Here is a 20,279-nt window from a genome sequence, read left to right as displayed (position 1 = left end):
CATGGCGCACCGCGGTCGCCCGCCGGGGCTCGTGGGGAAGGCCGGCCCGTCTCGCAGCGCCCGTCGGACCAGAGCGGACAGCCGCTGAACGAAAGGTATGCCCGATGCCCCCTCGCACCGAGATCTCCACGACCGCTGTCGCGGCCACCGTCCACCGCCTGCGTGCCACCTTCACCACCGGACGGACGAAACCCGTGGCCTGGCGCCGCGCCCAGCTACGGGCCCTGCGGAGTCTGCTGACCGATCACGCGGACGAACTCCAGGACGCGCTGCGGGCCGATCTCGGTAAGAGCGCCATGGAGGCGTTCACCACGGAGATCGGTTTCACCGTCCATGAGATCGACCACGCGCTCGCCCACCTGACCTCGTGGCTGCGTCCGCGCCGCACCCGCGTCCCTGTGGCGCTCGCGCCCGCCCGTGCCCGGATCGTCCGGGAACCTCTGGGAACGGTGCTGATCATCAGTCCGTGGAACTATCCGGTGCAGTTGGCCCTGGCACCACTGGTCGGCGCGCTGGCCGCCGGCAACTGCGCCGTCGTCAAACCCAGTGAACTCGCCCCCGCCACCTCCGCCGCCCTCGCCCGGCTGCTGCCGCTCCATCTCGACCGGCAGGCCGTGGCCGTGGTCGAGGGCGGCGTCCCCGAGACGACGGCCCTGCTGGAGCAGCGCTTCGACCACATCTTCTACACCGGCAACGGCTCTGTCGGGCGGATCGTCATGACCGCCGCCGCGCGCCGCCTCACTCCGCTGACCCTGGAACTGGGCGGCAAGAGCCCCGTCGTGGTGGAACCGGGCACCGACCTGGCCGCGGCCGCCCGCCGCATCGCCTGGGGCAAGTTCATGAACGCCGGTCAGACCTGCGTGGCACCGGACTACGTCCTGGCCGTCGGCGAGACCGCGACCGCCCTCGAAACCCACCTCGCCGCGGCCGTCCGCGCCCTGTACGGCGCTGATCCGGCCACCAGTCCCGACTACGGCCGCATCGTCAGCACCCGCCACTTCGACCGGCTCGTCGGCTACCTGAAGGACGGACGCACGGTCGTCGGCGGCGGCCACGATCGCGACAGCCGCTACCTCGCCCCCACCGTCCTCGCCGACGTGGACTGCGGCGCCCCGGTGATGAACGAGGAGATCTTCGGACCCGTCCTGCCCGTCGTCGCCGTCCCCGACCTGGACGCCGCCGTCTCCTTCATCACCGAGCGGGACAAGCCCCTGGCCCTGTACGCCTTCACCGCCTCCGCCTCCAGCAAGCGCCGACTGGTGACCGAGACGTCCTCCGGCGCCCTGTCCTTCGGCGTCCCCAACGCCCATCTGACCGTCCCCGGCCTGCCGTTCGGCGGCGTGGGCGCAAGCGGTTTCGGCCGGTATCACGGCGAGTACTCCATCGACACCTTCAGCCACACCAAGGCGGTCCTGGACAAGCCGCTGTTCCCGGACACCCTCCGGCTCGCCTACCCGCCCCTCACCGCAGTCACGGAGCGGCTGCTGCGGCGGCTGCTGTGAACGCACGGGATCCCGGTCCCATGCGCCCGGCGGAGGGGAACGAGCGCGGAGACTCCGAGTCCGGTGCCCGCGGCCGCCAGGATCTCGTACGGCCAGGCCGGAGCGGCGGTCAGGCCGGCCGGCGCGGCGGCGGTGAGCAGCGTGGCGGCACGGATCACGGATGAAAGGCCCTGGCGGCCAGGCCGGCGACAGGTTCGGCGCTTGTGCCTACAGTGAGGCGAGAAACGCACTGGTGAGAGGGAAGGCGATGTCCGATGCTTCCGCCCCGGCCACGTCTCCGGGAACCAGCCGCAGCACCTCGGCCACCATCGCGCCGAACATCCTGCGTTACCTCGCTCGGGTCGCCCACGGCTACGGCGTCGATCTGCAGCCGCTGCTGGCCAGGGTCGGGCTGGACTCGACTGTCATGACATCCACAGCGCTGCGCGTCTCGTACCGGCAGGGCAGCGACGTCATCCGCCAGGCAGTGGAGCGGACCGGGGACGAACATCTGGGGCTGCGGGTGGGCGCGGCGCAGCACCTGACCGCGTGGGGGCTGCTCGGCTTCGCCATGATGGCCGCCGACACCCAGCAGGAGGCCATCGAGACGGGAGTGCGCTATCAGAACCTGTCCGGGGCGATGACCGTCTGGTCGGCCCGCTGGGAGGAGGCAGGTTACGTGCTGCGCACGGATCTGCCGGACCCCGCGCTGGATCCGACCGTTGCCGTCTTCCTGATCGAGGAGGCGTACTCCAGCGTCGTCACACTCATCCGTCTGAACGTCGGCGCCTCGTTCGCCCCGCAGGCAATGGAGTTCGCTTTCCCCGCGCCGCGCGACAGAAGCCCGTTCGAGGAGCTGTTCCGCTGCCCGGTGCGCTTCGACGCCGCCGGCAACCGCATGGTGATCCCCACCCGGTGGGCCCGGGCCCCCATGCCGGGACGGGACCCCATCACCTACGCCTCGATGCTCGACGTCCTGGACACGGAGATGGCGTCGCGGCGCAGCCAGCAGGACCTCCTGGAAGTGCTGGAGATCTCCATCGCGCAGAGCCTTCCGGCCGTCCCCTCGTTCCTCGAGCAGGCGCGTCGGCACGCGTCCAGCGAACGCACTCTGCGTCGCCGCCTGGCCGCCTGCGGCACCACCTACGAGGCCATCGTCGACGGGGTACGTCGCGAGAGAGCGGAGCAGCTGCTACGCCGACCGGAGCTCACCCTCCGTGACATCGCCCGGCGGGCCGGCTTCGCCGACGTGAGCGCACTCCGGCGAGCGGTGCGCCGGTGGCACGGAGCGACCCCGCTCGAGTTGCGCACCGAGCTACTGGAGCGGGAGGCGCCCTCGGACCGGCAGCGTGTGTGACCCCAGGGCCGGTGCCGAGAGTGCGGGCGGGGCGGTGAGGCGGCGCCCCGCAGGCATCGGATCCGTCGCGGGGCGGAGCGCCGACGCGTACCGTCGGTGACCGGCGGGCACGACGATCTCGCCGGTGTGCCGACCGGGCCTCGCACGGGCGATGGGTGTCCACGACGCTCTCCAGGCCGTGGGACGCCTCCCCCGATCACGGGACGGAGGGCGCCGTCGGTGAGGCCGGCGTCGAGGTAGTCGTTCACCCGGCGGCAGGGTGGGCGGGTACGTGGACAACGGCCCCGTGCCGTGGCGGCCGGGCTCGGCGCAGGCGCGGGGGTCGTCGTCATGCCGGCCTCCGCGATCAGGCATGTACCCGAGGCCCCCGGCGGGCTTCGGCACACTATGCATCGCATGTAAACGTGAGGTGCATAGCTGTTCGGCCGCAGGGTTCTCCAAGAGCACCGGCCCTGAAGTGGCCCACGGCCAGGACCCGTTCGCCCCGCACGGCCCCGTCGGCCACCGGGCCGATCCGGGCCCGGGCACCACCGGGCGGAACATGCGGTCACTGAAGTCTGGACATCTGCCCAGACTGTGCCCTACCGTCTCGGCAACGTCCACGGCAGCGGACAGGAGCGAGACGGCGTCCACGAAGCGTCCTCCGCGAGACCGCTCGCCGAACGGTGGTCCGCGGACCCGGCGAGCCACCCGTGAAAACGCCGAGGTCCTGCGGCGAAAGGGTCCGGAGTCATCGGCGTGCAGGTACTGGGCCCCGGGACACGGACCGGAGCGGGCCGGCCCTCCCGACCGGGCTCCCGCCCACACGCTGGGTGCGCCACCGGCGCACCGACAGGGAAGGAATCACCGTGACAACGACCCCCGTCCCCGTGCTCCCCGACGGAAGCCCCGCAGCGCGACGCGGCCTGTGGAACCGGCAGCTGGCGCACTACCCCGACACCGGATCCCGGTACCTGTACCTGGCGATCACGGTGCTCTCGACCGTGGTCCTGTACTACGAGCTGTACGTCTCGGGCTCGGTGGCGACCCAGATCATCACCGAACTCGGCATGTCGTTCAGTTACTTCGTCTGGATATCGGTCGCCGGCAACGCGGTCGGCGCCTTCGCCTCGCTGTTCGCCTGACTCACCGACCGGTGGGGCCGGGCCAACCTGGTGGTCGGGGGGCTGCTCGCGACCGGGCTGATCATCCTCGTCGGTCTGCCCCACGCACCGGACCGGGTCGCCTATCTGGTCCTGTACGTCCTGCTCAGCTTCGTCGAGGGCGTCGTCCTGGTGGCGACGCCGGCGCTCATCCGCGACTTCTCCCCGCAGGTGGGTCGTGGCGCGGCCATGGGGTTCTGGACGCTCGGTCCCGTCCTCGGCAGCCTCGTGGTCACCACGGTGTCCAGCAACACGCTCGGCCGGCACCCCGACTGGAGGTTCCAGTTCCATGTCTGCGGCATCGCCGGGCTCCTCGTGTTCGTCATCGCCCTTCTCGGGCTGCGCGAGCTGTCCCCGGCGCTGCGTGACCAGCTCATGGTGAGCACGCGCGACCGTGCGCTGGTGGAGGCACGTGCGAAGGACGTCGATCCCGCGCCTCAACCCGGCGGTGTGTGGCGGCAGATGCTGCGCCCCGGCATCGTCGGCCCGGCGGTCGCGATCAGTGTCTTCCTGCTTCTGTACTACGCGCTGGTCGGCTTCGCCGTCGTCTGCTTCGCGACGACGTTCGGATACAGCGACCAGCGCGCCAACGCACTCGCCAACTGGTACTGGGCGTTCAACGCGATCAGTCTGGTGGTGTTCGGCCTGCTGTCGGACAAACTCCGGGTGCGCAAGCCGTTCATGGTGCTCGGCGGCCTCGTCAGCGTCGTGGGAACCGCCCTGTTCGCCGTCGCGGCGACCGAACCGGACACCGGCTCCTACGCCCTCGCGCTCTGCTTCGTCCTCGCCTCCGTGGGCGGCGGCATGGCCTACGTCGCCTGGATGGCCGCGTTCACCGAGACCGTGGAGAAGCGCAACCCGGCGGCTACCGCGGTCGGGCTCGCGGTCTGGGGCTGGACGCTGCGACTGGTGGTCACCCTCTCCCTGGCGGTGCTGACGCTCATCGTCCCGGCGACCTCCACTCTGGTGGAGCCCGCTGGCCCCCCAGGGGACGGCCGCGACGGTCGTTCCGGACCTGCTCGGACTCCAGGTACGGCTGGCCGAGGAGTCCGGGGCGGCGCCCGTGTGGGCCGGGGACTCCGCGGGCGGCGGGCTGGCGCTGGCCACGGCCATGCGGCTGCGGGACGAGGGGCTGCCGCCGCCGCGGCACCTCGTGCTCTTCGCTCCCTGGCTCGACGCCGGGCTCACGAACCCCGGCGTGGCCGACGTCGTCGCCCGGGATCCCATGCTCGACGTCGTCGGACTGCGCTACGCCGGCCGGCTGTGGGCCGGGGCGCTCCCCCTCGACTCGCCCCAGGTCAGCCCCGGCGGCGGTGACCCGCGAGGCCTGCCCCCGACGACGGTGATCGTCGGCACCCGCGACATCTTCCTGGCCGACTGCCGTGACTTCGCCGCCCGGGCCCGGGCGGCCGGTGTCGACGTCACTTTGCTGGAGGGCACCGACGGCTTCCACGTGTACCCGGCGGCGACCTTCCTGCCGGAGTCCGCCGAGGCGCGGCGGCTCGTGACCGCGCGCCTGACCGCCCCGGAGCCGGCTTGAACGCCCCGGACCCGACGGAGTGACGCACGTCCCCTCCGGCCCCCGTACCCGACGGACCCACACCCGGTCACCGCGAGAGGTCCGGCCATCCGCCGATCCCGCGGGCCCGGCGGATGGCCGGACTCGCGGCGCTCGCGGCCGTTCCCGGTGACCGTGACCGGATCGCCGTGGACCACCCCGCCGACGGGCGGCATCGCAGCGGCATTCCCCGCGCCACTCCTGACGGCACCGCCTCCGCCGTGCGGCGGGCCGGAGCGGCGCGAGGCCTCAGGACGGCGCGGACGCCTGGCCGAGGTGAGCCGTGGTCAGCCGGCGCAGGGCGTCCCGCAGCACCGCCCGGTCGTCGGGGCGTGGATGCGCGAGCCGTTGCAGGGCGAACCCGTCGAGCATGGCGACGAGTTCACGGCCGGCGAGACGCGGGTCCGGGGCGCCCAGGAAGGCGAACATGGATTCGGCCGCGTCTTCGAGGGCCTGCACGATGCGCTGCACCGGTTCGACCAGTTCCGGCCGCCGCGAGGTCGCGAGATACGCCTCGAACTGCGCCCTGATCAGGGTTTCCTTGGCCGCGATCACAATGTCGATCAGCCGGTCGACGTACTCCAGGGCGGAGGTGCCGCCGTCGGCCTCGGGCACGTCGGCCACCAGGTCCCGTGTCGCTTCCAGCACGCCGTCGGCGATCCGGGTGACGGCCGCGCCGATCAGCTCGTCCATGGAGGCGAAGAAGTACGAGGTCGTCGAGGCCGGCAGTCCGGCCGCCGCGGCCACCGACCGGTGAGTGACCCCTTCCAGCCCGCGCACGGCGATCACCTCCGCCGTGGCGTCGAGGAGCCGTTCCCGGCGTGCCTGTCCTCGTGCGTAGTGCGACTGCGGCCTGATCCCCATGCCTTGAAGCTACCCGACGGGATTCCGGTCCCCCAACCGCCCGAACATCGGCGGACACCACAGCGAACCCTGGACAAACGTCCAGAGTTGATCCTAGTCTGACGCCATTCCCACCCCCACCCCGAGGAGCGTGACGCGATGACCGACGTACACCCGCTGCCCGAGAGACTGGCGCGCCACGCGGCGCGCGGCCTCGGCCGCCTCCCGACCGCCGTGAAGCGGGCCATCGCCGGCCGGCCCGTCACCGTCGACGGCCAGGTGATGGATCTGGACGCGCAGGTCGGCATGCGGCTTCTCGGCCTGGCGGTCTCGAAGACGTTCGAGTCGCTGCCGCTCGCCGAGGGGCGGGCGCAGATCGTCTCCGAAGCCTGGATCTTCGGCGACGAGCTTCCCGTGGAGGAGATCCGGGACCTCACGATCCCGACACGTGAGGGCGGCATCGCGGCACGCCTGTACCGGCCGGCGGATGTGCGGCGTCCGTCGGCCGCACTCGTCTACTTCCACGGCGGCGGATGGGTGCTCGGAGACCTGAGGACCAGCGATGCCGTGGCCCGGTTCCTGGCCCGTCACGCGTCGCTCACGGTCATCGCGGTCGACTACCGGCTGGCGCCCGAGAACCCGTTCCCGGCGGCGGTGGACGACGCGCTGGCGGCCTTCGCACACGTCGTGGAACACGCCGAGGAGTACGGCGTCGATCCGGCGGCCGTCGGGGTCGGCGGGGAGAGCGCGGGTGGGAACCTCGCGGCCGTGGTGGCCCTGGAGACCGCCCGGCGGGCACGCGAGGCGGTCTCCTCCGCAGCGGCCACGCCCGTACCCGCCATGCAACTCCTCCTGATGCCGGTCACGGACCTCTCGCGCAAGCACCGGTCCTACGAGCTGTTCGGGACGGGACTGTTCCTCACCGAGGCCCAGATGGACTGGTACAAGGCCCACTACCTTCCTGATCCGGAACTGGCCACGGACCCGCGGGTGTCGCCGCTCCTGGCCGAGGATGTCCACGACGTGGCACCGGCCTATGTCGTCGTCGCGGGATTCGACGTCCTGCGGGACGAGGGTGAGGCGTACGCGCACAAGCTGCGTGACGCCGGAGTGCCGGCTGTCCTGCGGCGCCACGGCGGCATCACGCACAGCATGGTCAACGCGACCGGCGTCGGCTCCGCAGCCCGGACAGTGCTGCTCGAAGTCGCGGGCGCCCTCCGCATGGGGCTGACCTCCCGGACCGGCCTGACGACACCGGAGGGGAAAGCCCGCTGACCGTCCGCCGCCTGGACCGACAAGGGGCTTCGCCGCATGACCGCCCCTGGACAGCCCGGTTCATCCGACAACATCCGACAACCAGGATGAACGGGGTTCAGTGGGCGTTCAGGGCCTTGCCCGCGAGGAGATGCCGGCCCGCTCGCCCGTAGTGCACGGCTCCGGTCACCGATGCCCTCAAGGCCGCGGCCTTGAGGGCGGGCGTTCTGCGTGGGCGGCGGGCGGGCTGGGCGGCTACGGCGGCCAGGCGCTCGGAGCGGCGGCCTTTCCGGCACCACTGGTGCCGGGTGCTATCCCAGGTCGAAGGTGTTGGGCAGCCCCAGCCTGTAGCGCACCTCGTCGACCCGTTTCAGGGGCTCCATCTCCGGCGGCCGGAACAACTCCCAGATGTGGCACCGCTCGGCTCCCGAACTGTCCGCGTCCAGGAGTGCGTTGACGGCGCGTCGCGCGGACTCGTTGGCGCCCTCCATGGTCGCCAGGTCCACGTCCGTGCGGACGTAGTCGCCCGCGAGGAAGAAGTTCGGCACCGCTGTTCTCGCCGACGGGCGGTGGTAGAGCGTGCCGGTGGGGTGGATGAGGAGCTGTTCACGGTTGTGCGGGTGGGGGCCGCCGAGGCCCGTCACCGCCGGGTCCATGAACCAGCCGAGCCGGTCCTCGTCCCTGAGCGTCGTCTTCCCGGAGTCGTTCAGTCCGTCCTTCAGCTGGGCCCACAGTTCGGCGACGATCTCGTCCTTGGTGCACTCACGGGCCGTCCTGCCGTACAGGATGCCGGGCTTGTCCCACTCGGAGATGATCGCGGACAGGCACTCGTGGGCCCGGCCGTCTCCGTAGTCGCGTGAGAAGTCCCGCCCGTCCCAGAACTGCGTCTGGCCGATTCCGGTGACCGCCCACGGCGAGTCGAGGCAGTTGATGTGGCCGTGCACGACAGGGGTGGGCGTGCGCAGGTAGAACATCACGCCGGTCATCCAGTCCGTCTTCAGCGCGTCGCACCGCCCGAGTTGCGGGTCGGCGGCGCGCAGGGCCGGGCCCCAGGTCACGCGCGCGTGCTCGACCGGGAGGGCGCAGACGTAGTGGTCGGCGGTGATGGTGCGCTGCCGGCTGCCGTCGCGCGCCGCCACCCGTACGCCGGTCACCCGGCCGGCGCCGTACACCACCTCCCGGACCTCGGTGCCGAGCACGAACTCGACGCCCATGGAACGCAGATGCGCCTCCCACGGGCCGATCCACGCCTCGCTGGTCGGGGCGTTCAGCACCCGGTCGACATCCGCGTCGCCGTCCATGCCGCGGCCGAGCAGGCCCCACAGGATGAGGGCCTCGATGATGACGCGGCCGACGGTGCGGGTGGAGGCGGTCTCGGCACGGGTGGCGACCAGGTTGCGGGTCTGGCCGATGCCGAGCAGCACCTGGTACTCGCGGCTCATCTCGCCGGCCCGGATGAAGTCCCACCACGCGACCTTCTCCCACTGGCCCTCGCGGCGGGCGTCGCAACTGGTGAGATGGACCAGGAGGCGGTCGGCGAAGTAGGCGGCCTCATGGGCGGGCAGGTGAGTGGCGAGGTCCAGCACCGACAGGATCTGGTCGCGGATCCAGGACGGGGTGAGGTCGCCGGGGGCGGGCGGGGTGGTGACCCGGCGGAGCGGGAAGTGCAGGTCCGGGCGGCCCGAGCCGCGCGCGAACAACTCCTCGGTACCGTTGCGGAGGTTGCCGTGGACGCCGTTCGCGTTGCCGGGGAAGGGGATGCGGCGCATGGTGTCCGGCAGATTCCGGTAGAAGCCGGGGAAGAAGCGGAAGCCGTGCTCACCGGGAAGCGGTCTGCGGCCGCCCGTCCCGGTCCCGGGGACGTCCATGGAGCGGGCCTTGCCGCCGACGGTGTCGTAGTACTCGTAGACCGTGACCTCGTAGCCGCGCTCGGCGAGTTCGTGAGCGGCGCTGAGGCCGGAGACCCCGCCGCCGAGGACGGCGACGCGCTTGCCGACGTCGGCTGCGGCCGCGCTGCCGGCAGCCCCCAACGCACCGGCCGCTCCCCCTCCGACAGCCCCGGCGACAGCTCCCCCGGCCGCCGTCAGGAAGCGTCTGCGGCTGTGTCCACTTGGCCCCTGAGACTGCTGCGCGTGTTCTGTTGTCATGAGTAACGGAGGGTAGGAAGGGGCTCCGGAAGCCGGAAGCCTTATTTCCTGTCACCTACAGTATCCTCACAAACACGAAGAGACAGTGAGCTCTTTCCGTGTGGCCACTGACCGGGTGAGCGGATCGGTGCCCACAACGCCCGAGGCGGGTCTGCCGGTTCGGGATTCTCGGCTCATCGGCAGGGGCGCCGCGCACGCGGCCGGACTGACATTTGTGACCTCGTAGCGCCTCTGTGTGTCGAGCGGCCCGAGCGAGGTGGCGGGCCTCCGCAGGCGTCTTGCCTTCCGCGATGTCGCGCTGTCGTCACCGGCACGCCTTCAGCCGACGGAGGTCCGTCCTTCTCCCGGCCACTCCACCGCCGCGTCGACCAACTCCTCGATCCACCGGCACAGGGACGTCGCGGTCCGGGTGAGGGGGTGGTCACGTCCGAGTTCCCGGGCCAGACCCGCCTCGGTGTCCTCCGCGACGGCGAGGGCGACGTCGCGCTGCCCGTCCATCTGGTCCATCAGGGCGGTGGCGTGCGCCAGCCAGAGCTGCGTCATCAGCGCCCGCACCTCGTCGTCCTCGCCGCTGTCTGCCATCAGTTCCTGTGCGGAACAGGCCAGTTCGAACGTCTCGATCCTGCGGTCCATGTCGTCGGCCTCCAGGCGGACACCGCCGGGCGTCACGCCGTGCGGAAGCGTCTGCACGGGCTCCATCCGGGGCGTCGGCAGGGGCGGACCCCCCTCGCCGGCCGGGCCGTCGGCGGCTGCCCCGCCGTGACAGGCGACGAGGCAGTGGCGCAGGGTCGTGACCGTCGCCGGGTGGGACGGCCCCTGGAGGTCGAGCCTGCACCGGTACACCTCGCGGAAGCCCTCCTCCTCGCGGTCCGGGACCGCCGTCCCGTCCCGGTCGGCCGCAGCGGCGACCAGGCGGTTCTCCAGCGCGTCGAGGGTGTCGCCGTGCTGCTCCCCGTGCAGGTCCCGACGCAGCCGGTACGCCCGGTCGAACCAGTCGGCGGCCTCCGCGTGGTGCCCGAGCGCGTACGCGGTGGTGCCCATGCCGTTCAGCGCGTCCGCGTACTGCGGGTGCCGGGTGCCCAGCACCCGGGCCGTGCGGGCGAGCAAGGAGGTGCGCAGCCGCAGGGCCAACGCGTGGCGGCCCTCCAAGGAGGCGGCGACGGCGGCGTTGGCCAGCGCCAGCAGGGTGTCCGGGTGGTGCGCGCTGTTCCTGCGGGACCTCGCCCGGTACACCTGCCCGAACACCCGCCATGCCGTGCGGTACTCGCCGCGGTCGAGCTCGGTCACTCCGATGTTGTTGAGCGCCGTCAGGGTGTCGGGGTGGTGCGGTCCCAGGAGGGCGGCGAGCCCTTCGTACGCCTGGTGCTTGAGGCGCACCGCCGTGTCGTGGTCTCCGCACATCCCGTGGGCGACCGCCAGGCCGGCCAGCACCCGCAGGGTGGTGATGTCGGACGGGCCGAGAGCCGCGACGCACCCGTCGTGGAGCACGCGCAGTAGTCCGAGCCCGGTCCCGGAGTCCCCGCTCTCGGAACGCACCCGGCCCGCCTCGTTCAGGAGATGCTGGTCGTCCCGCTCCGCCAGCGCGACGGCGACCGTCCGCACGTGCGGAAGCGCCTCGAAGGTCCTGAGCCGGGCGGCGGCACCCGCCGCGGGTCCTTCCAGCCTCTCCCCGAGCACCCGGACGGCGGCCCGGCGAGCGCGTTCGCGCGCGGTGTCGTCGTGGTCGGCGAGCCGGACGGTTCGGCTGACGAGGGCGTGCACGCTCCAGTTCCCCGTGCCGTCGGGGCGGGCCAGCGCCAGCCGCTCGGCCTCGGCGAGACCGCGGTGGACCGACTCCCGGAACTCCCGCCGGTCCCGCTCCTCCCGGTCCCGCTCCTCCCGGTCCCGCTCCTCCCGGTCCCGCTCCTCCCGGTCCCGCTCCTCCCGGTCCGGGTCCTCCCGGTCCGCCTCCGCCTCCGACTCCGACTCAGCGAGGATGTCCGTGAGCAGGTCCGGTGAGAACGGCGCCGGCGCCAACAGGGACGCCAGCCGCATGACGGTCAGGCCGTCGGGCGTCAGCCGGTCGATCCCGCGCAGCAGGGTGGCGCAGATGCTGACGCCGTGGGCCGTCGGCAGATGGACGCCGAGCCGCTCCGCGGTCTCCAGGACGTCCGGGCTCGGCTCGGCGAAGGAGGCGAGGAGACCGGCGAAGCCGCCGGTCTCCGGCAGCGCGACGAGTTCCGCCGCGACAGCCATCGCCAGCGGATGGCGCCCCAGCGCTTGCGCCAGCCTCCGACGTGCCTGGCGCTCCACACCGGGGGACGGCGACAGCCTGCTCGACAGCAGCGCAAGGGAGTCCAGCTCGCCCAGTTCCCCGACGTCGATGCGCGCCCCCTGCCCCCCGGGTCCCGGGGCGCGGGACGTCACGAGCGTTCTGCCCAGCGCCGTGGGAGCGACCAGAGTGCGGAAGACGGCCGTGTCCACCCCGGTCGGCAGGTCGTCGAGGATCCACAGGTAAGGCGTGCCGGTGTCTACCAGACGCGTGCTCAGCGCGGCGCGGGCCGCCGCGGCCGGCGCATCGGGTCCGACGAGTTCCAGGCGGTGGGCGATGGCCCTGATCCGGTCGTCCACCAACGCTGCCACCCGCAGCGGGTCCGGGGAGCCGTAGGGATGGGAGCCGAGCCCCCCGAGGACGAACACGCCGCCCGGATGGTCTTCGGCGAACAGCCGCCCGTACTGTTCCGCGAGCATCGTCTTGCCGATGCCGCCGCCCCCGGCCAGGAACACCACGGGCGGGAGGTCGCTGCCCGCCCCGTCGTCGCCGTCGAAGGCGTCCCGGATCTGCCACAGCTCCTGCAGCCGGCCGCGGAAGTACCGGCTGCCGACGGCCGGTTCCGGATACCAGGAGGGCACCGGCGGTTCGGGAGCGTCGCCGAAGGTCCGGTGGTCCATGGCGTCGACCAGCTGTCGCACGGAGTCCGACACGTCGGCCAGCGCGGCCGTGACGGCGGGCAGACGCAGGCACTTCAGCCGGGAGGACAGCACCTGGGAGAACCCCATGCCACGGACGACCGCCATCACCCGGCGGGTCTGCCCGGACAGGTGGTAGGAGCGGGTCAGCGCCGTGTACATCTCCCAGCGGCAGTACTGGCTCTCCGGGAAACTGGGCGTGTAGAGGGCCACCAGGGTCCGTGAGCCGTCGAGGGCGGCGCGGATGACGGTCGGGATGTCGTCGTAGTCCCGCATGCCGGTGACGTCTCTGAAGACCGACAGGCCGCGGGCCTCCAGCAGTTCCTGGAAGCGCACCGCCAGGTCGATGTCCTCCCAGGCGTAACTGAGGAACACGTCGTACCTGTGCCCGGAACGCACCGGACCCTCCGCTCCCGCCGAACCCACGGCCTCCCCCTCACCCGTCCTGCCGGTTCTCCCGGTCGGTCAGCGGCACCGCGCCGGACAACTCCGCCGTTGCCAGGGCGAGATGGTGCAGCGCCCTCGCCTCCTCGTGGCGGCTGCCGCACATGCGGCTGACGGCGACGGCACGCTCCAGCCGCACGGCGCCCTCCCGCGGCCGGCCGCTGCGCAGGTAGGCCTCGCCGAGGCAGTTCAGTGCCATGGCCGTGTCCAGGTGCAGGCCCAGGTCGTCCAGGGTAGCGAGCGCGGTCGTCAAATGCCCGATGGCGGCGTCGAACTGGCGCAGCTCCACCTCGGTCAGGCCGATGCCGCGCAGCGTGATGGCGACATTGCGGCGGGCGCCACTGCGCGTGTAATAGGCCAGTGCTGTGCTGAACTCCTTCAAGGCCTCGGCGTGTTCGCCCCGGTAGAAGTGCACCCAGGCCCGGTTGGCGACGGCGTTGGCCGCGCCGTGCTCGTCGCCGATGCCGCGGAAGATCCGGTGGGCGCGTTCGTAGTGCGCGGCGGCGCCGTCGAGGTCACCGGTCTCGATCAGGGCCAGGCCGAGGTTGTTCGCGGTGACCGCCTCGGCGGCGGGATCGGCGGCTCGGTGCGCGGCGAGCAGGGCCTCACGGTGGCTGGCGACCCAGGCGTCCCATCGCTTGGTGAGGAAGAAGAAGTCCCGCAGGACGTACGCCAGTCGCCAGCACTCGATGTCCATGCCGAGCCGGGCGCTCTCCCGGGCCAGGGCCACGACGGTCTCCTGCTCCGCGGCGAACCACGCCAGCGACTCGTCGTGTCCGGCGACAGGCGGCAGCAGCGCGGCGGTCACGTCCAGGCCGTCGGTGACGGGGAGACGGTAGCGGTGCGGTGCCAGCACGCGCCCCATCGCGTCGGCCGCGGCGACGTAGTACCCGGCCAGCCGTGCGGTCACCGCCGCCCGGGTGCCCTGCGCGAACCTGCGGTCCGCGACCTGCCGGGCGAACACCCTCAGCAGGTCGTGCAGGCGGAAGCGGCCGGGACGGGTCCGCACCAGCAGGTGGGCGTCGGCCAGCCGGTCCAGTGCCCGCTCCGCGGCGGGCAGGTCCCAGTCGGCCATGACGGCGGCCGACACGGCGGTGCAGTCGTCGCCCGGCAACAGACCGAGCAGCGCGAACAGGTGCTGTTCGGAGGGGCCGAGCGCGTCGAAGGAGACGGTGAGCGGCGCAACCACACTGCGCTCCCCGTCGTCCAGTTCGGCCAGTCCCCAGCGCCGATCGGCCAGCCGCAGCGCGAAGTCCGCCACCGTCCGCGGTCCGCCGGGCCGGCACCGGGTGGCCGCGATGCGCAACGCGAGCGGCAGCCGGCCGCACAGTTCGACGACGTCGCGTACCCCCGCCGGGGGCGGGCTCCCGCCGGAAGTGCCCCGGTCGCCCGTGCCGATCCCGGAGATGCTGCTGAACAGTGCCTCCGCGTCGAGTGCCGGCAGCGGACCCAGCGGGACGTGGTGGCCCTCGTCCAGGGAGGGCAGTGCACTCCGGCTGGTCACGAGGACGGGGCAGCCCGGTTCGCGCGGCAGCAGCGGCCTGATCTGGTGGGAGTCGACGGCGTTGTCCAGGACCACCAGGGCCCGTCGGCCGGTCATGGCCCCCCGGTAGACGGCGGCCCGGTCCTCCACGTGGTGGGGAATGGTCTCGGCGGGCATGCCCAACATGCGCAGCAACCGGTCCAGGGCGTCCGCGACCGTGACAGCGGGCAGGTCCTGCGAGTAGCCGTGCAGGTCGAGGTAGAGACAGCCGTCGGCGAAGTGGGCCTCCGTTCGGTGGGCGATCCGCAGCGCCAGCGCCGTCTTGCCCACGCCGGCCATCCCGGTGATCGCGCACAGTACCGTCCCGGCACGCCGGCGAGGGCCGGGCCCCAGGACGAGCGACTCGATCAGCTTCGTCTCGTCCTCTCGGCCGACGAAGTGCCCGCTCGGCTCGGGGAGGGCGTAGCGCTGCCCCGGAATCTGCCGGGCCGCGTCCGCGGGCGCACGCACGGCGGGGGACAGGTCGTCGGGGCCGAGCACGTCGCCGCACAGGCGCGCGAGCTCGGCGCTCGGTAAGGCCAGTCCCCTCTCGACCTTGCTGAGGTAGCCCTTGCTGTAGTGCACGAGGCGGGAGAGGTCGGCCAGGGACAATCCCGCGGCTGCCCGCCGCCTGCGCAGTGACGGACCGAATCCGGCCGCCGCGCCCGCGTCCTGGCCGGTTTCGTCCCTCCCATACGGGTCCTGCCCGGTCATGCCGGACGTGCTCCTGCCCCGATCGTCGGCGTGCCGCCCGCGGCGGATCGCCGCCGCTGTCCCCCACGCGCCCTGCTTCCGGGTGACGGGGGGTTGCACAACTCCCTCGTCCGCTTCCGGTTTTCCGGCCGCTGAGCTGCGGCGATCCGGCCGCCAGTGTTTCCCCGGGTTTCCTGTGGCAGGAAACCCGTCGGCAGTGCGCCGCCGCCGGGCGCATGGTGGGTGCCGTGCGGTCGGCAATGCGCGGGATCGAGCGCCTGAGGGCGAGGAGAAGACATGGACAGCGCCACCAGAGGACTCTTCATCGTGCTGCTCGGGATCGACGGAAGCGGCAAGACCAGTCTCCTCTCTGCTCTGCGCGGCGGCACGTTCGCCACCGTCGGCTGGCGCGACCTGCGCAACCACGAACTACCCGCCGTCATGGCACCGGACGCACCCAGCGCCATCAAGGACCGGCTCTCCGACCTGCCGCGCGCGATGTTCGTCGGAGGTCACATTGTGGCCCAGTACGAGTACTTGGTGCGACCTGAGGTCGTCGAAGGCCGGAACGTCCTGCTGGACTCGTACTGGTACAAGGTGCTGGCGAAGGAGCGTGCCCTCGGCCGCCTGAGCCCGGCGCTCGAGGACTTGCGCCAACTGCTGCCGGTGCCGGACGCGGTGGTGCTGCTCGACGTGGACCCGCGCACGGCCTGGGCGCGCAGGGGCGGGACCTGCGCGCCGTACGAGCGGTTCGACGATCCGGGCGGGCAGGCGGCCGGCTTCGTCCGCTTCCAGGAGTGCCTGCTCGCCCAGTGGGAGGACGACTTGAGGGGTCATCCGGCGGTGTACCGACTCGACGGCGAGCGGCCCTTCGACGAGGTGCTCACGTCGCTGCGGGACACCCTGGAGCTCTGTGCTGTGCCGCGCCTGCCCGAACTGGAGGCACTGTCGTGAGCGGGCGGGTCAGGGGCGGCGACCGGTTCGCGTCGTCGGTGCTCGACACCTGGGCGACGATGTTCGTCGACCCGGAACGGGCGGAGCATGCGGCGGCGGCACTTCACCGGCTGGAGGGCCGGCGCAGGGCGCTCGGCGACATCCTGCGGGTGCACAAGGCCATTCCCCAGTTCCAGTACGGGCTGGACCAGTTGGCGATCTCGGGGCCCCAAGCCCACCGTGCGCGGGCCGCCGCCGCCAAGTCCTGGCACGCCGCCGAGGCCGGGCGCCTCGATGACCATCTGCGGCTGCTGCGCTCGGAGTTGGCCTGGCTCGCCGGACAACCGGAGGTGGCAGGCGCCGGCCTGGCGGTCATCAAGGGCTTCAACAACGCCCGTTTCTACGTGGATCCGTCGCCCCGCTGGAGCCGCGACATCGACGTGTACGTCCCCGACTGGGCGGCCTGCCTCGCCGTGGTCCGGCTGCTGCGCGAACGGGGCTACGTCTTCGACGAGGAGGAATGCCCCTGGTTCAAGGCGGAGTTCGAGCACGGCCGGACCGAGTACGGCCAACTCTTCCTGGTCCGCGTGGACGGCGCCCGGTTCTCCCGGGTGGACATCCACTTCGGCACCTACTCAGTAGGGGCCGGGGACTACCTCGACTTCCCGCTGACCGACTTCTACGAACCCGTCGCACCGGACCTCGGCTACCAGGGCGTCAACCCCACCGGGACCCTGCTGGTGATGTTCGCCCACGCCCTGTCCGACGGGTACGTGTCGGTCAAGGACGCCAACGACACCGTGTCACTGGCCCTGACGCGGGACGACGTGGACTTCGGCCGCCTCGCACGGGAGATCCGGCGGCACTCGCTGGAGCCACAGGCGCTGCTGCTCGCCGACCACCTGACCAGGCTCTACCGCGACCCGCGCGTCGGCGGCTTCGCGCGGTCCCTGCGCCGCGCGGCGGGCGGCGGGCGCACCTCGCCGCTCTGGCGCATGCACGACCGCAACTGGCACCGGCGCGCCGCCGTCAACGCGGTCCACGCGTACCGGTCGGCGCTGCGCCGGCGCCGGGGGCCGCTCGTCGCCGCCCGTCGAGCCGGCCAGTGCGCCGTGTTCTACAACCGGCGGCTGTCCGTCACACTCAGCGACCGCACCCTGCCGCAGCAGCTGCTGGTGCGGCTGATGGCGCGGACCGACCTGACCCGATGGCGGCTGCGGTCGGACGCCTGCCCGACCATGATCCACACAGGTCACCCGGCCCTCACCGGAGTCACGCCGGACACCTCAGCCGCGCCGGACGGCTCTGCCACGGGGCTTCCGCGACTCAGGCCGACACCCGCCACGGGGGTGCGGGTGGGCGGCACATTCCCCGACCGGCAGCTGGTGGCCATCGGTGACGACGTCTTCCTCTGCTCATGGGACCAGGTGGTCAGCAGCCGGGACGCCGCACTGGCGAAGCACCTCGCGTCGTTGCAGGGCGCCACCGCCCCACGGAAGGAGAAGCCGGCGGATGACTGAGCGCGCCGTGCACGACGACGATTTCCGCCCGTCCTCCGACACCGGCCGGTTCTTCGACTGGGCCTCGACCGCCCCGCTCTCCCGCGCCTGCGTCCGGGCGGTGGCGGAGTTCTCCGCGGCGGCGGCCGCCCACCGTTCGCCGCCGGACTTCCAGAGCGAACGGACGGCCGGCCTGGACGCGCTGCGGGCACGCATCAGGACGGTCTTCGGCGCCCGACCGGACGCGGAGGTGGCGCTCGTCCGCAGCGTTTCCGAGGCGTCCTCGGCCCTGGCCGGCGGGCTCACCGTGCCGCCGGGCGGCGAGGTGCTCGTCACCGCGGCGGACCATCCCGCGCACGCCGCGCCGTGGTGCCGGCTGGCGGGACGGCGCGCCGACGTCCGGCTGCGCACCCTGCCGTGCCTGCCCAGCGGACTGGTCGACCTGGAGCGGGCCGCCCTCCTGCTGTCGGAGCGCACGGCGGTGGTGGCCTGCACCCACCTGACACATCTCGACGGCGTACTGCAACCGGTGGCCGAACTCACCGCACTGGCCCGGAAGTTGTCACCCGCCGTGGTGGTCGTGGACGCGGCGCAGTCGGTGGGCCGCGTCCCGGTGGACTTCGACGCCCTCGGGGTGGACGTCCTCCTCGCCTCGGGCCGCAAGGCGCTGCTCGGCCCGATGGGCGCCGGATTCGTCATCGCCGCGCCCGGGGCTCTGGACGGGCTCTCCCCGCTGCTGCTGTCCCCGCGCAACTGCGAGGCACGTACCGCGGCGGACGGCGCGTGGCAGCCGGGGCCCCGCGAGCGCGGAGGAGCGGCTGCCCTGGAGGGAAACCTGCCGGACCTCTCCGCGCTCCACGGCCTGCTGGCGTCCCTGTCCGCCTACCAGCGGGCAGGCCCGCGGCACCTGGCCGCGGTGTGCCGGACGACGGCCGCCGACGTGCCGGTCGCCGCCGCGCACGCGGGTTTCCGCGTGTGCGGCCCGGCATCGGCCCCGGGAGGGTACGGCATCGTCCGGGTCTGCTCGCCCCGCGTCGCGGACCACCGTGCCGTGAAGTCCCGCCTGCGCGCCCGGGGCTGGTCGGTCGCCGCGACCGAGGAATGGCTGCGCGTCAGCGTGCACGCCTGCACCGCACCGGACGACGTCGCCGCGCTGTTCGACGACCTGGCGCCGTTCGGTGCCCCCGGACCGACCGCACGGAGGGTGCCGTGAACCCGCGATGGACCGTGATCCACGGGCGCTTCCAGCCCTTCCACCTCGGACACCTCGAATACCTCGGCATCGCCGCACGCCGCAGCCGGAACGTCGTCGTGGGCATCACCAACCCCGCCCTGGGCCGGCTCGCCGAGGAACGGACCTCGGCCCACCGGCACACCAAGGACGCGAACCCCTACACCTACTTCGAACGGGCGGAGATGGTCACCGCCTCCCTGCCGGAGGCGGTGCCGTCCGACGTGTGCACCGTGCGTGTCGTGCCGTTCGACGTCTCGGACCCCGGCACGTGGGACGACTACCTGCCCCGCCGCTGCCTCCACCTGGTCACCCTCAACGAGCCCTGGGACGAGGAGAAGTACCGGCGCTTCGAGGCCGCCGGGTACGCCGTCTCCGCGGTACCCGGAAATCCGCGCCGGGTGACCGCGACCGAGGTGCGCCGGCGCATGGCCGCCGGGGAGGACTGGCGCGCGCTGGTGCCCCGTGGCACCGCCCGCGTCATCGACGGCCTGACCGCCGCCGTGCCGCCCGAGGGAGCCGCACCGCCGCAGTCGCCGTGAGCAGTACCAGCAAGCCCGCACGCACGCTCCCCCTGGAGATCACCGAACCGATGACTGCCACCTTCTGGAACACCAAACACCGCTCGTATCGGGGCACCGACTGGATCCGTACCCCCACCTACTTCGCACAGGAGGTCGCCGGCCGCTTCCCGAACGGCTCGGCGGTACTGGACGCCGGCTGCGGGCAGGGGCAGGACAGCGCCTACTTCGCCGCGGCCGGACACCGGGTGACGGCGATGGACCACTCGGACTTCGCCCTCGCCCAGATCCCCGAGGAGGCCCTGTCCGGGTCGGTCCGACGCGTCACCGCCTCCCTGGCGGACTTCCCGTACCCCTTCGACGACCGGTCCTTCGACGTCGTCTACGCGCACCTCAGCGTCCACTACTTCGACCTGCCGACGACCCGGAAGATCATGACCGAATTCCAGCGGGTCCTGCGCCCTGGCGGCCTGCTGTGCGTCATGGTCAACTCCGTCGACGACCCCGAGCACGGCGAGGGCAGACAACTCGGCCCTGACTACTACGAGCTGGAACCGGGGGACACCAAGCGGTACTTCAGCCGCCGCACACTCTACGACCTCACCTCGGACCTGTTCGTGCCCTACCTGCTGGAACAGCACGGCCGCACCCGCAAGGACCCCCACCAGGCCTTCGTCCGGCTCGTCGCCGAACGGAACGAGTGAG

At 72.4% G+C, this 20,279-nt stretch carries 14 protein-coding genes and 1 pseudogene; 11 read left to right on the top strand and 4 right to left on the bottom strand.

Features of this window, described 5'->3' with window-relative positions; genetic code table 11:
- Window positions 1-104: 104 nt before the first annotated feature.
- From LQ326_RS10110 to LQ326_RS10090, 5 genes and pseudogenes are all read left to right on the top strand, one after another.
- Window positions 105-1,502, top strand: a complete 1,398-nt coding sequence (locus LQ326_RS10110; protein ID WP_234534807.1) for an aldehyde dehydrogenase family protein — start codon at window positions 105-107, stop codon at window positions 1,500-1,502.
- 247 nt (window positions 1,503-1,749) lie between these two features.
- Window positions 1,750-2,838 carry an AraC family transcriptional regulator gene (locus LQ326_RS10105; protein ID WP_234534805.1) on the top strand — a complete coding sequence of 363 codons (1,089 nt, stop codon included), beginning with the start codon at window positions 1,750-1,752 and terminating at the stop codon, window positions 2,836-2,838.
- 848 nt (window positions 2,839-3,686) lie between these two features.
- Entirely contained in the window at window positions 3,687-3,962 is a 276-nt protein-coding gene (locus tag LQ326_RS10100) for a hypothetical protein (RefSeq protein ID WP_234534803.1), read from the top strand.
- A gap of 12 nt (window positions 3,963-3,974) precedes the next feature.
- Window positions 3,975-4,859, top strand: a pseudogene (locus tag LQ326_RS10095) (MFS transporter); the annotation flags it as partial.
- Between the two features lie 232 nt (window positions 4,860-5,091).
- A complete protein-coding gene (locus tag LQ326_RS10090; RefSeq protein WP_234534801.1) occupies window positions 5,092-5,520 on the top strand; it encodes an alpha/beta hydrolase fold domain-containing protein in 429 nt (142 codons plus the stop codon).
- 267 nt (window positions 5,521-5,787) lie between these two features.
- Here the strand turns inward: LQ326_RS10090 and LQ326_RS10085 are convergent, their stop codons facing one another.
- Window positions 5,788-6,402, bottom strand: a complete 615-nt coding sequence (locus LQ326_RS10085; RefSeq protein ID WP_234534800.1) for a TetR/AcrR family transcriptional regulator — start codon at window positions 6,400-6,402, stop codon at window positions 5,788-5,790.
- Window positions 6,403-6,540: 138 nt separating this feature from the next.
- Here LQ326_RS10085 and LQ326_RS10080 point away from each other — a divergent pair, with 138 nt between their 5' ends.
- Complete coding sequence (locus LQ326_RS10080) at window positions 6,541-7,656, top strand: alpha/beta hydrolase (RefSeq protein ID WP_234534798.1); 1,116 nt, start codon at window positions 6,541-6,543, stop codon at window positions 7,654-7,656.
- A gap of 290 nt (window positions 7,657-7,946) precedes the next feature.
- Here LQ326_RS10080 and LQ326_RS10075 read toward each other — a convergent pair whose 3' ends face one another.
- The 3 genes from LQ326_RS10075 to LQ326_RS10060 form a co-directional block, all read right to left on the bottom strand.
- Entirely contained in the window at window positions 7,947-9,782 is a 1,836-nt protein-coding gene (locus tag LQ326_RS10075) for a hydroxysqualene dehydroxylase (RefSeq protein ID WP_234534796.1), read from the bottom strand.
- A gap of 318 nt (window positions 9,783-10,100) precedes the next feature.
- Window positions 10,101-13,130: a tetratricopeptide repeat protein gene (locus LQ326_RS48265; RefSeq protein WP_308401882.1), complete on the bottom strand. Its 3,030-nt coding sequence runs from the start codon at window positions 13,128-13,130 to the stop codon at window positions 10,101-10,103.
- 37 nt (window positions 13,131-13,167) lie between these two features.
- Window positions 13,168-15,411 (bottom strand): ATP-binding protein, encoded by a 2,244-nt coding sequence (locus LQ326_RS10060; RefSeq protein WP_234534794.1) that lies wholly within the window; start codon window positions 15,409-15,411, stop codon window positions 13,168-13,170.
- Between the two features lie 276 nt (window positions 15,412-15,687).
- On the opposite strand from LQ326_RS10060, the gene LQ326_RS10055 reads away from it, so the two are divergent.
- The 5 genes from LQ326_RS10055 to LQ326_RS10035 are packed head-to-tail and all read left to right on the top strand — an operon-like array spanning window position 15,688 to window position 20,278.
- Complete coding sequence (locus LQ326_RS10055) at window positions 15,688-16,344, top strand: dTMP kinase (RefSeq protein ID WP_234534792.1); 657 nt, start codon at window positions 15,688-15,690, stop codon at window positions 16,342-16,344.
- On the top strand, window positions 16,341-17,843 hold the full coding sequence (locus tag LQ326_RS10050) for a nucleotidyltransferase family protein (RefSeq protein ID WP_234534790.1): 1,503 nt from the start codon (window positions 16,341-16,343) through the stop codon (window positions 17,841-17,843). Before LQ326_RS10055 ends, LQ326_RS10050 begins: the two co-directional genes overlap by 4 nt.
- Complete coding sequence (locus tag LQ326_RS10045) at window positions 17,836-19,035, top strand: aminotransferase class V-fold PLP-dependent enzyme (RefSeq protein ID WP_234534788.1); 1,200 nt, start codon at window positions 17,836-17,838, stop codon at window positions 19,033-19,035. The genes LQ326_RS10050 and LQ326_RS10045 overlap by 8 nt, the downstream gene beginning before the upstream one ends.
- Window positions 19,032-19,595 carry an adenylyltransferase/cytidyltransferase family protein gene (locus LQ326_RS10040; protein WP_234534786.1) on the top strand — a complete coding sequence of 188 codons (564 nt, stop codon included), beginning with the start codon at window positions 19,032-19,034 and terminating at the stop codon, window positions 19,593-19,595. The genes LQ326_RS10045 and LQ326_RS10040 overlap by 4 nt, the downstream gene beginning before the upstream one ends.
- Complete coding sequence (locus tag LQ326_RS10035) at window positions 19,592-20,278, top strand: class I SAM-dependent methyltransferase (RefSeq protein ID WP_234534784.1); 687 nt, start codon at window positions 19,592-19,594, stop codon at window positions 20,276-20,278. The genes LQ326_RS10040 and LQ326_RS10035 overlap by 4 nt, the downstream gene beginning before the upstream one ends.
- Window position 20,279: the final 1 nt, after the last annotated feature.

This window comes from Streptomyces shenzhenensis, assembly GCF_021462265.1.
Taxonomy (GTDB): Bacteria; Actinomycetota; Actinomycetes; order Streptomycetales; family Streptomycetaceae; genus Streptomyces; species Streptomyces shenzhenensis.
This window is presented reverse-complemented; position numbering and strand designations above follow the sequence as displayed.

Coding starts and splice junctions, on each gene's coding strand:
- LQ326_RS10085 (WP_234534800.1), bottom strand. CDS start 6,402: ATGGGGATCAGGCCGCAGTCGCACTACGCACGAGGACAGGCACGCCGG.
- LQ326_RS10045 (WP_234534788.1), top strand. CDS start 17,836: ATGACTGAGCGCGCCGTGCACGACGACGATTTCCGCCCGTCCTCCGAC.
- LQ326_RS10060 (WP_234534794.1), bottom strand. CDS start 15,411: ATGACCGGGCAGGACCCGTATGGGAGGGACGAAACCGGCCAGGACGCG.
- LQ326_RS10110 (WP_234534807.1), top strand. CDS start 105: ATGCCCCCTCGCACCGAGATCTCCACGACCGCTGTCGCGGCCACCGTC.
- LQ326_RS10105 (WP_234534805.1), top strand. CDS start 1,750: ATGTCCGATGCTTCCGCCCCGGCCACGTCTCCGGGAACCAGCCGCAGC.
- LQ326_RS10080 (WP_234534798.1), top strand. CDS start 6,541: ATGACCGACGTACACCCGCTGCCCGAGAGACTGGCGCGCCACGCGGCG.
- LQ326_RS10090 (WP_234534801.1), top strand. CDS start 5,092: ATGCGGCTGCGGGACGAGGGGCTGCCGCCGCCGCGGCACCTCGTGCTC.
- LQ326_RS10055 (WP_234534792.1), top strand. CDS start 15,688: ATGGACAGCGCCACCAGAGGACTCTTCATCGTGCTGCTCGGGATCGAC.
- LQ326_RS10075 (WP_234534796.1), bottom strand. CDS start 9,782: ATGACAACAGAACACGCGCAGCAGTCTCAGGGGCCAAGTGGACACAGC.